Consider the following 11982-nt stretch of genomic DNA (forward strand, 5'->3'; position numbering starts at 1 on the left):
ATTTCTTTATAATTATTAAAGCACTTTTTCGGCCCGTAAAAAATCACCTGTTGTTCGATCCATAAGCCATAATTCACCAGTTGAAATATCAAACCATGCCCCATATAGCTCAATGTGACCAGAATTTTCACGCTCTTTAATCCATGGAAATGTTCGCAAATTTTCAATGGAATAACGAATGGAAATCCGCTCCAATGCTGTGTGACGCTCAGTTGATGTCATCATTGTATTGGCTGACACCTTTTTTGCAGCAGGTGCTAATAAGCCCATCCACTGTCCAATAAAATCATCTGAAGATAATGGTTGTGCTTTATGATTAAGGGCGCTTTTTATACCTCCACATCGACCATGACCAAGAACAACAATATGTTTTACTTTTAAGGATTGTACAGCAAATTCTAATGCCGCTGATGTGCCATGATATTCACCATCGGGATGAAAGGGAGGTACTTGATTGGCAACATTGCGCATCACAAACATTTCACCCGGTGTTGCATTAAAAATAGTTTCAGGTGCCGCACGCGAATCACAACAGGCAATGACCATCGTTTCTGGTTTTTGTCCTTCATCTGCCAATTGCTGATAGCGAATACGTTCTTCTGAAAACTGATTGGTCATAAAAACCGCATAACCATTTAAAAGTTTTTCAGGTAAATTGGACTGAGCTATTTTTTCATTTTTTTGCATAGTAATCGTTTCTTTTATATTCATGAAGCGTAATATCAGAAAAAACTGTCTTTTGAAAATGAAGGCTGTTTTCCAATTTTAATTCATAAGAATCAGTTTGCCTTGTTTGATATAAAAGCTCATAAACTTTCGTGCTTGTTAAGCGCAAGGCTTGTTGTGGTTTTTCATCGGCCATAAGATAACCAAGAAACAGAGCGGCAGTCATATCTCCCAATCCGTTAACAGGATTTTTTATCAAAGGATGTTGTGCTAAAATAACATCATCATTAAAAATTAAAAGATTGCCAATTTCATTGTGCTCTTTTGGCCAAGCCGATGTTATCAATGCATTTTTCCACCCCAATTGTTCAACCGTTTTTGTATTGCTTGATTATCTTTTAATTTTTTTCCACCAATCCACTCAAGCTCTGAACGATTGGGTTTAACCATAGTGCTCAAAGGCAAAAGATGATCAACAATGTTTTTTGCGATGTCTTCATGGACATAAAGCCCTCTTTCATCAGCCATAACGGGATCACATAAATAAAACAGGTCTGATTGCTCTGATAAAAGTGTTTTAATCATATTTGCAGCAATAACAACTTGATCCTTATGGGCAAAATAACCACTCAGCACGGCTTTTATTTCATGTCTCCATGGTGAGCGCAAAATATCTTCTGCCCATGCCTGAAAATCATATGAGGAAACAATAAGACGATGTGATGCGCCGTGATAGGGTTGCCACGGCATTGAAACCGTCAACATTTCCCAACAAGGATAACCCATTTCTTCCAAAAAATGCGCACTGTTGCGTGCGCCAACCGCCCCTCGGATCACATGGCTAGAAATAATCAATACGGATTTATTGTGATTTTTCATAAATCATATCCTTTTACCGACAATACAAAACCATCTCTATTCAATGCACTATGATGAAGTATGATCGCCAAATGTGAATTTTTCCAATAAATTTTTACTGAGTTTAAAAAATCCATAAAGCTGGCACTAAAGAAGGCAATTAATGGCTTTTTCTTGAAAGAATAGGAAGCAAACTTTAAGCAGGTTTTTATTGAAAAATATCAATGCATAAATTCAGTTAAACCGTTCCAAAAAATGTGATAAGAGTTTATAAAATAATTGGGGCTTTTTTTCTTCAATCGCACTAATATTAAAAAATACATGGACCACAATATAGGGAGAGCAGTGGTGTCAGCAAAATCAGGAAACAATCAGAAAATAAAAAACGAAATTGAACTGTCATCAAAGACGATACATCAACCTATATTGAGCACTTTGCTTTTTGCCCATGCAGCCAATGAAGATGTCGCTACATATCAAAAAGAAGACTTACAAAAAGCAGCAGAATTAGCAGCCATAACATTGCTGAAACACAAAGCTGGAAAAAGCGAAATCTCCATTGATCAAAATTCGGTAATGCGGGATGAAAAACCTGTTACTGTCATTACACTTGTTAACGATAATAAGCCCTTTTTGCTTGATTCAATCATGGCGATAATCAATGATTTAAATACGCCTATCTATCTTGTCGCGCATCCTGTTTTTGATGTGATTGATCACAAAAACACTCTGACAATATTGACAAAACGGCCAACACCTTCACAAGCAAAAAAAACACGCCGCATGAGCTTAATGCAAATTCATCTTCAATCTATGACAAAACAGCAGGCAAAAAAACTGCATGATGATTGCGCGTGGGTTTTAGAAAAGGTCAGTGCAGCAGTGCGTGATTGGAAGCCTATGCTGCAAGAAGTCGAAAAACTTATCCAATCTTATAAAAAGAATTTACCTAAAAAACGTGCTCAAGATGGCGCAAAAGTGGTCGAGTTTCTTCAATGGCTCATGAATAATCATTTTACATTTCTTGGCATGCGCGCTTATGATTTTCGCAAAGGCAAACCACCCAAAGAAGCCTTTAAACTTCATGGTGTTGAATTAGGAATCATGTCCGATTCTTCCATTCGTGTTATTGGGGATGCGCGCGTGGAGGAAGCCCCTCGAGAAAGCCTTTCTTTTATGGAAAGTGATGATTTGCTCATCGTCTCAAAAGCCAATAGTCGCTCCATGGTTCATCGCGCAGTGTGGCTTGATTATATCGGCGTCAAATTATTCAATAAAGAAGGCAAATTAAAAGGCGAATTGCGTATTGTTGGTTTGTTTACTTCCGCCTCTTACACACGTTCGCTCGCTGAAGTCCCTTTATTACGAGACAAATCACAAGCGGTTATTGAAAAGCTCGGTTATGACGTGCATGACCATTCTGGAAAAGCACTCATCAATGTGCTTGAAAATTATCCACGCGATGAGATGTTCCGCGCCGATATTAAAACATTAACACAAAATGCGCAGCTCATTTTAGAATTAGGCGATCGTCCACGTTTGCGCGTTCTTGCCCATGCTGATCCTTTTGGACGTTTTGTTTCAGTGCTTGTCTTTATCGGACGCGAACGCGATAATACCAATATTCGTATAAAAATTGGTAATTACCTTCTTAAAACCTATCAAGGTGATTTTTTTGAATATTATCAAGTCTTTATGGAAGGAACACTGATATCACTTTATTATGTTGTGCATCGAAAAAGCAGTGCAGCTGCACCATTTATTGAGCGTCATATTTTAGAAGAGCATGTTGCACATATTACGCGCAATTGGCACGATAGTATTGAATTTTTAGGGATAGAAAAAAAGGCAAGCCGTGAGGAAATGACTTTAGCAAAAGCCTTTCCTGAGTCTTACCGAGATATTTTTCATGCCGATACCGCTCTTGATGATGCCCGTCATATTTTGGCATTAAGGAAAGATCAGCCTTTAAACGTTATTTTTTATCGTCATGAAACTGACGGAGACTATTCCGCTTCACTTAAATTATTTCATTTAGGTGGTGCTCTCGAATTGTCGCAACGCGTTCCTTTATTAGAAAATATGGGATTTCGGGTTATTGCCGAACAAACATTAGAAATCAAAGATGCTGATGGTCGAGATGTTTATTTGCATGACATGCAACTGACCAATCGTTTTCATAAAAAAGTAGAAATTGAAAAAGACGGATATCTTTTGGCTCAAGCGTTTGAAGCCATTTGGTCACAAAATGCCGATAATGATGCTTTCAATGCTCTCACCCAAAGCGCACAATTAGACTGGCGTGAGATTGTTATTTTGCGACATTATGGACGCTATTTACAACAAGCTGGCATACCCTATTCGCAAGATCGGTTGGCACAAACATTAAATAATTATCCAAACATTGCAAAAGATCTTTACTCATTGTTTCGTTTAAAATTTAATTTTAAAGACAAATCCAAAGACAATGACAATCAAACAAAACAACTCATAGAACGTATTGAAAATGAATTGTCAGACGTCCCTAATCTTGAAGATGATACCATTATCCGACGCTATCTTAATCTTATAGATGCAAGTTTACGGAGCAATGCCTTTGCGCCAGAAAAAGATGGTAGCCCTCGACGAATTTTAGCAACAAAACTTGATCCACGTAAAATAGATTGTCTTCCTGAACCACGTCCTTATCGTGAAATATTTGTCTATGGTCCTGAAGTTGAAGGAGTTCATTTACGTTTTGGTCCTGTTGCTCGTGGAGGCATTCGTTGGTCCGATCGTGCGCTTGATTACCGTACGGAAGTTTTGGGGCTAGTGAAAGCCCAACAAGTTAAAAACGCAGTAATTGTTCCAGTTGGATCAAAAGGCGGCTTTTATCCTCATCATTTACCCCAAAGTAATGATCGCGCAATCATCAATGAGGCTGTCCGCCAAGCTTATATAAACTATATTTCTGCCATGCTTTCTATTACAGATAATATTATTGACGGCAAAGCTGTTCATCCTCAAAATATTATCTGCCATGATAGTGATGATCCTTATTTTGTCGTCGCCGCCGACAAAGGTACAGCCACATTTTCTGATACCGCTAATGCGATAAGCCAATCTTATGATTTTTGGTTAGATGATGCTTTTGCTTCAGGTGGTTCAGATGGATATGACCATAAGGCCATGGGAATTACAGCAAAAGGCGCATGGGAGGCTGTCAAAAGACACTTTCGAGAAGTGTTCAATCGGGACATACAAACAGAAAGTTTTACATGCGTAGGCGTTGGGGATATGTCAGGAGATGTCTTTGGCAATGGCATGTTATTATCTCAAAAAACAAAACTCATTGCCGCATTTGATCATCGTGATATTTTCATTGATCCTCATCCTGACATGGCAAAAGCTTTTGAAGAACGTCAACGCCTTTTCAAACTTGAACGCTCCAGTTGGCAAGAGTATAATCATACCAAAATATCAAAAGGCGGCGGTGTTTTTTCACGTTCTGAAAAAACGATTCATCTTTCACCAGAAGCCGCCAAAGCTATCGGTTTTGATAAAAAATCTGGCACACCCTTTGAAATCATCACCGCTATTTTAAAAGCAGATATAGATCTTTTATGGTTTGGGGGCATTGGTACATATATTCGTGCAAGTCATGAAAGTGATGCGCAAGTAGGCGACAGAGCTAATGATGCCATCCGCATTACGGGGCAAGACGTTAAAGCAAAAATTATTGGCGAAGGTGCCAATCTTGGCATGACACAACGTGGGCGCATTGAATATGCCATGAAGGGTGGCCGATGTGATACGGATGCTATTGATAATTCAGCTGGTGTCAATTGTTCAGATATTGAGGTCAACATTAAAATTGCTTTCGCTTCAGCCATGAGCAACGATAGACTCAACCGCAAAACGCGCAATAAGCTTCTTAAAGACATGACCTCAGATGTCTCTAAACTTGTATTGCGTACCAATTATCTCCAACCTTTAACATTATCGCTTGCGCAAATGCGCAATATTATTGATCTGCCTTATCAGATGCGATTTATGCATGATCTTGAACGCCAAGGTATTCTTGACAGAAAAGTAGAACTTTTGCCCGATGATCCGACATTGCAAGAACGCATTGCGCAAGGCAAGGGCTTAACTCGTCCTGAACTTTCTATAATTATGGCTTATGCTAAATTAACTTTGCAGGAAGAGATAACCAATAATTCTCTTTCAAATGATCCTTATTTTAAAAAAATCTTGTTTGATTATTTCCCAAAACAAATGCATAAAAAATTTGCATCTGATATAGAAAGTCATCAATTACGGCGTGACATTATCGCGACCATTTTAGCCAATGATATTGTCAATCGTGGGGGACCAACTTTTGTCAATCATTTACAAGATAAAACAGGGCAGACAGTTGAAAATGTTGTTCGCAGTTATATTGCTGTCAAAGATGGTTTTGATATTGATGCGGTTTATGACGATATTGATAAGCTTGATAATAAGATCAACGGATCAGTTCAAAATCGCTTTTATGCGCTCATTAATGACATGATTTTTACAACAACAAGCTGGATATTACGCAATATTAATTTAGCATCTTCTCTTACTGAATTGGTAAAAAATATTGGTGATGCACGCAAAGTCATTGAAAACCAAATTGACCAGCTCATGCCCGATTACATGCGACAACGCATTGAGAATATTGCCTTTAAATACCAAGAAGAAGGGGCATCAAAAACACTATCTCAAAAATTGGCTCTGCTTGAAGCTACTACGATTATTCCTGATATCGCCCTTGTGGCTCGTCAGGCAAAATCTGATCTTGTTAAAACAGCTCAACTTTATTTTAAAATTGCTGACATCTTTCGCATAAGCCGTATTGAAGAAGCAAGCCATACTATTCCCGTCATAGATTATTATGATGGTATGGTTCTTGCACAAGCAAATGATAAAATTGCAGAAAGCTTGCGAGGTATTGTCAAATTGGTTTTAAAAAATTATGGCAACACAAATGATCCTGTCGCATCATGGTTGACAGACGAGAGTGAAAAAATCAAAGAAATTTCAAAACGTATGAGCACTTTGATTGATGGTGATTTAACAATTTCACGCTTTACCTTTGCCGCTAGTATGATGAGCAATCTTGCAACACACACCTAAATGCTAAAACAAAAAGGCAAAAGTCACAATGCTTTTGCCTTTTTAACCTATGATAAAAAGAATATTTTAAGTTGTTTTGAGAAAATTTTCGACCATAAAATTCATCATAATTAAATCGGAGGGATCTGACCAAGAGTGATAAAACCAAGACGTATTTGTCCATGTTTTATTGATACTATTAAAACAGGATTTCCTTCATTGTTTTTCGGCATAGAATTAACAACAAACATAATGGTTTTTAAATTGTCAGCTTGTGAGGGAAATAACAAACGCAAAGTATTTGAAAGTTCCATTTGAGAGCTGACCGCTATTTCAAACTTTGCCGACAAATAGCCCTTTTTATCAAAAGAAAAGGGCCCTTTAACAGAAAAACTTCCACCACTCATAAACGTAAATTTTGCTTCGCTAATTTTGCCACTATTGCCACGCAATTTTTCTGGCCAGTTCACATCATATTTTTCATTAAAAAGCTGATAAACGTTTTCAAGCGTCCATTTAACATCACCGCTCACTTTAGGCAGTTGCGTCTTTTCACCTTTAATTTCAAAAGGAAAAGACAATTCATCAAAGCTTATTTTTGCTAATAAATCACTCTTTAAACCCTTGACATCAAAATGGATAAATTTTGCCTCAATACTTTCTTTCGCAAGCCCCGTATCGTCATCAAAATTGATAATAATATTATCACCACGAAGGTTTAAACGATCAGGGAAACGCTGACCAATATCGGTTTCAAGAGTAAAATCACTCCATTGAACATTAAGGGGTAACACGTTAAATGTCTGAAGTGAAACAGGTGAGGCAATGCTCACATCAAGCCATTTCGGCGCATAAATAGGTGCAGTCGCTTTAATCATCCCGCTCGAAAAAGAAATTTCGTTCATGCGATCAAAAAAATCAATACGCTCACATGTCACACCAATACGCAAAGGATATCCCGTTTTGCGCATATTATCACAAGAAACATTAAAACCGTGTTCTGAATAAAGTCTTATTTGATCAGAAACCTTTTCTTCCACTTTGCTCGCAAGAAAAAACCAAATCAATGTATATGTTACGATAACAATAAAAAGAATGAGACTGGTTATGACTTGATAATGAGAAAAAGATTTTTTCTCTTTTTTGATGCTAAGATTTTTAGACATAACCCCTCTTTCTTTAAGAGATTTTTACGGGACAATCAAAGAATAAATAACAAATTTCGCTTATCATAAAAAGATCAACTTTAAAAAATTAGGTCAGCAAATAAATTTTTTTAATCCCATTTTATCATTTATTTCTGCAATCAGACCAAATTCATTGTCGTGCTTAGGCTTATAACCTACTCATTTTGTAGCATGGTATGTAAACTTTTTTATCAACGAAGAGAGGAGCTACAAAACATACGTTTTTTGCGTCAGTTCAATAAAGATATCGATAAGCTGTCCCGTATCCAAAAGATTTAAAAACCGTTTCAAGCACCTTTTTTGCGTAAAGCCAAGAAGAAGATATATCATCCGCATATCACTTTTTTTATCGTCTTTTTTGATGTTGATGGTGCTATTTTATGAAAATAAACTGATCCTGAGCTTAAAACCAATAGATACTGATTAGGCCTTCTGTATTCTTATTCCTTAAAAAATTTTATCAAAGTAGCGAAAAAACGTTTTTATTTATAAAGCTAATAATTTTTAAAACGATTCTATTGAATACGCCATTATTACCCGATAAAGTTTAATATATCTTGACATATAGGACAGCCATTAATGATGAATGATTTTTGGGTATTTGGCTATGGATCACTGATGTGGAATCCCGGTTTTATTTTTGACAAACAAGTGCCAGCACGTCTTTATGGCTATCATCGTTCCTTATGTATTTATTCACACTTCTATCGTGGCACACCAGATAAACCCGGTCTGGTTTTTGGACTTGCAAAAGGTGGGTGCTGTAATGGATTGGCTTTTCATATCCCCAAAAAGACAGCAAAAGCTACCTATGAGTATCTTCTTGAAAGAGAACAAATCAATAATGTTTACAACGAAAAACAATGTGCGCTTTATACAAAATTACATAAACCAATTGAGGCTTTAGTGTTTGTTGCCAATCCTCATCATGCGCAATATGCAGGAGGGTTATCGCTTCATGATAAGCTTACAATTATTGATAAGAGCAACGGTGAAAAGGGTTCCACGCGTGATTATGTTCTCAACACACTGAAACTTTTAAAACAAAATGGCATCAAAGATAAAGCTTTAACGACCTTGGAACACGCACTTGTAAACGATAAAATATTAAATTAAACACGAACAAATTTTTTTTCTCAAATTTTTTTTAAATTTAAAATTTGAACAAAAAATAACGAAATCCATTAATTTTTTGTATCAATCTTTACGGTTCCAAAAATCTTAATAAGAATTGTTTCCAACCATTTTAAAAGTTTTGGATCGTAAATAAAGCGTTTATCCAATTGTTTTTGCGCCGCTTGCGCACCCTTTGCCTTTAAATGTTCAGCACCATGTACAACCCATCTTTGCAGCATAGCGCGCGTTAATTCGGCATGAAATTGCACGCCCCAAGCTTTTTGTCCATAACGAAACGCTTGAGTAGGAAAAACATTTCCTTGAGCTAGGATTTCGGCATCTTTTGGAAGATTATAAATGCCTTCTCTATGAAAATGATATACCATATCTGGCCAATCTAAAAGAGCACGACCTTGTGCCGTCGCTTCTATAGGATACCAACCGATTTCGACCTCGCCATCCTTTTTGCCATGTACTGTTCCACCAATATGGCGCGCCAACATTTGTGCGCCCAAACAAATACCAAAAAAAGGTTTGTTTTCTTTAAGTGGGATAGAAATCCAATCCGTTTCATCAAGGATAAAAGTACTTTTATCATTCGCACTCATTGGACCGCCAAAGATAACAACACCAGCATGATTTTCAAGCGTTTCAGGCAATTTGTCTCCTAAAACTGGACGATAAATATCAAGATGGAATCCCATCTTTTGTAAAATTTGCCCTACACGCCCAGCACTGGAGGTGGCTTGATGCAAAACAATCGCTATTTTGGACTTTTTGTGTTGTGGAGTTTGATAGCGAAACTCCTGAACCACAGACATTCTAAAAACCTATATTTCTTCATGTTCAATCTGATTGATTTGCGCAATATGCTTTTTTAATGCCAATCTTTCATTTCGATCAACATCCATAAGCTCTGCAATGCGCCACACCAAATTATCTTCCAATTCATAAACATAACCATCAGCATAAGCAATTTCCCACAAAAGTCCAATGAAAGAAACACATTGTTCTTTATCAAGATGACGCTTTAAGATTGATGTAAACACAAACAAGTCAATTGAATCATGCTGTGCTTGTCGTCCTGCTTCAATAAGCGTTTTCAAATCATCCCCTGCAACTGAGTATTCACGAGCAACGATGTCTTTAAGAACTTTTTTTTCTGAATTTTTTTCTTCACCATCCGCTTCTATAATATAAAATAAAAGAGCAACAGCCGCGACTTTAGGATCATCTTCACCAAAGTCGTGTTTATTCTTACCAATGGAGTGAAAAAATTTTATTAAACGTTGAAAAATCACACGTTTGTCCTCTTCATCTTTGTTACAATCTTTCAACTTTGAGCGAACCAATGAACAATCTTTAATGAAGGTTATAAAATTTATCTACCATTTAAATTTTACAATAAATAAAAAACGATCAAATTTTGATTATAACGAATCCAATACACCCTATAAAATAATCAAAATTATTTTTTTGTCTCGACACCAGGATCATCAACATTTAATCGCGTTTGATCACCAAGAACATCTTTTTTTGCAGGATCAATAGCATCAACAATCCTGACAATTGAAGCATCAATCGGTTGTTTTTTTTGTTGATCCTTTTTTTGAGGGACTTCTTTTGTCTGATCCATGTTTTCAATAGCCGCATTATCAGAAATTTTTGTTTCCTCATCCGTCGCCTTTAGAGATATATGCTCTAAAGACGGCAAGATTTCATCAGAATCAATGGCCGTTCCCAATTGTCTTGCAGGCACTTTCCACTCAAATGCATCCAAACGTCCACTTAACGGAGAAACAGGCGCCCACTCATCAAAAGTCACACCATCGGCAATCCAAACAGGGTCTCGTTCAGCCTTCACCGCCAGCTGTAAATATTGGCGTATCCGTCCTTGATCATCGCTTTGTGCCTCTTCAATATCAGCAAGCAATAAATAGGCACTTTCACGTTGATGATGTTGAGCGGCTTTTTCGGCTTCTTTACGTGCTAAAGAATGTTCACCACTGTCATAAGCGGCACGTGCAACCACAATCATAGATTCGTAATCATCTGGTTTAAAGGAAGCAAGTCTTTTGGCACGTTTTAAACGGTCTACAGCTTTTTCCTGTTGGCCGAGATAAAGTGTCACCAGATCAGGATGAGGCTTTTTTTTCCATAATCCCTCAATTAATTTATCGGCTTTTCGCTGTTCATGAAGATGATAAAGTATATCTGTTGCAACAACTGTTGCTGGTACAAATAACGGGTCTAATTTTTGTGCTTTAAGAGCAAACTTGCGAGCCTCTTCTGGATAATTTTCAAAAATATCCATTGCTTTTCCTGTCAACAAAACGGCATGTTCATGACGAAGTGTTTCACTGCCTCTTTGATCTTTTGGCAAAGCTTTTTCTGCTCGTTCAAACAATGTTATTGCCTTATCCCAAGCCCCATCAGCACTTAAGCGATTCAGCATGGCATGATTGGCCCATTGAAGAGAAGGAGAATATAAGGTGGCCTGTTCAGCATATTGACCTGCCGCCTCATAAGCATTCGATTTAATGGCCTCTTGATACAATCCGTATAAGCCAACCAAGCGTGTTTTTGGGTCTTTGCTCATTTGTTCATATAAACGAATGGCTTGCGGTATGTCATTTTCAAGCAAGTGCGTTTTAGCTTCAAGAAGTTTAACCAGCGGTTCTTTTTGATCACCCAAATATTTTAACGCACGTTTATTCATACGACGTGCTGTATCCACATCACCCGATAAGACAGCCAAAAGCCCATTGGAAAGTGTTTCTTGACCTTTTTTTTGGCGTTGTTGATCAAAATGACGCGCAATATTTTTTGGTGTTGCAAAGAGTAAACGTAAAATGCGTGTCAGCAACCATAAAACAACAAGAACAATGGCAAATATCGTGACAGCAGTCAGCAATGAAAAGGTGATGCGATGATCACCAAATGTCATGACCAAATCACTCGGATTGCTGGCTATCCAAGCAAAGCCTGCGCCAATACATGCAACAAGAATAACATAAAGAAGAACGCGTATCAT

Annotated in this window: 9 protein-coding genes; 2 read left to right on the plus strand and 7 right to left on the minus strand. The window is 37.4% G+C overall.

What is annotated here, in order from left to right; all coding sequences use genetic code 11:
* Positions 1–15: 15 nt before the first annotated feature.
* From ME5_RS01175 to ME5_RS01185, 3 genes are read right to left on the minus strand one after another with little or no spacing between them, the layout of a single operon-like run.
* A complete protein-coding gene (locus ME5_RS01175) occupies positions 16–687 on the minus strand; it encodes a carbonic anhydrase (RefSeq protein WP_035000353.1) in 672 nt (223 codons plus the stop codon).
* Positions 674–1012, minus strand: coding sequence for a carbohydrate kinase family protein (locus tag ME5_RS01180; protein WP_008037627.1), 339 nt, complete (start codon positions 1010–1012; stop codon positions 674–676). The genes ME5_RS01175 and ME5_RS01180 overlap by 14 nt, the downstream gene beginning before the upstream one ends.
* Positions 1009–1545 carry a bifunctional hydroxymethylpyrimidine kinase/phosphomethylpyrimidine kinase gene (locus tag ME5_RS01185; protein WP_008037629.1) on the minus strand — a complete coding sequence of 179 codons (537 nt, stop codon included), beginning with the start codon at positions 1543–1545 and terminating at the stop codon, positions 1009–1011. The genes ME5_RS01180 and ME5_RS01185 overlap by 4 nt, the downstream gene beginning before the upstream one ends.
* 327 nt (positions 1546–1872) lie before the next feature.
* Between ME5_RS01185 and ME5_RS01190 the strand changes: the two genes are divergently transcribed.
* Complete coding sequence (locus ME5_RS01190) at positions 1873–6666, plus strand: NAD-glutamate dehydrogenase (RefSeq protein WP_008037631.1); 4794 nt, start codon at positions 1873–1875, stop codon at positions 6664–6666.
* A gap of 110 nt (positions 6667–6776) precedes the next feature.
* On the opposite strand, the gene ME5_RS01195 is transcribed toward ME5_RS01190, so the two are convergent.
* Entirely contained in the window at positions 6777–7811 is a 1035-nt protein-coding gene (locus ME5_RS01195) for a DUF2125 domain-containing protein (protein ID WP_008037632.1), read from the minus strand.
* Positions 7812–8411: 600 nt separating this feature from the next.
* On the opposite strand from ME5_RS01195, the gene ME5_RS01200 reads away from it, so the two are divergent.
* Positions 8412–8948, plus strand: a complete 537-nt coding sequence (locus ME5_RS01200; protein ID WP_008037635.1) for a gamma-glutamylcyclotransferase — start codon at positions 8412–8414, stop codon at positions 8946–8948.
* 68 nt (positions 8949–9016) lie between these two features.
* Here ME5_RS01200 and ME5_RS01205 read toward each other — a convergent pair whose 3' ends face one another.
* The 3 genes from ME5_RS01205 to ME5_RS01215 all read right to left on the minus strand — a co-directional run bounded on the left by ME5_RS01205 (position 9017) and on the right by ME5_RS01215 (position 11982).
* Positions 9017–9769, minus strand: coding sequence for a glutamine amidotransferase (locus ME5_RS01205; protein WP_008037637.1), 753 nt, complete (start codon positions 9767–9769; stop codon positions 9017–9019).
* A 9-nt stretch (positions 9770–9778) separates the two neighbouring features.
* Positions 9779–10249 (minus strand): tellurite resistance TerB family protein, encoded by a 471-nt coding sequence (locus ME5_RS01210; protein WP_008037638.1) that lies wholly within the window; start codon positions 10247–10249, stop codon positions 9779–9781.
* A 167-nt stretch (positions 10250–10416) separates the two neighbouring features.
* Positions 10417–11982 carry a heme biosynthesis protein HemY gene (locus ME5_RS01215; RefSeq protein ID WP_008037640.1) on the minus strand — a complete coding sequence of 522 codons (1566 nt, stop codon included), beginning with the start codon at positions 11980–11982 and terminating at the stop codon, positions 10417–10419.

The organism is Bartonella tamiae Th239 (assembly GCF_000278275.1).
GTDB classification, from domain to species: domain Bacteria; phylum Pseudomonadota; class Alphaproteobacteria; order Rhizobiales; family Rhizobiaceae; genus Bartonella; species Bartonella tamiae.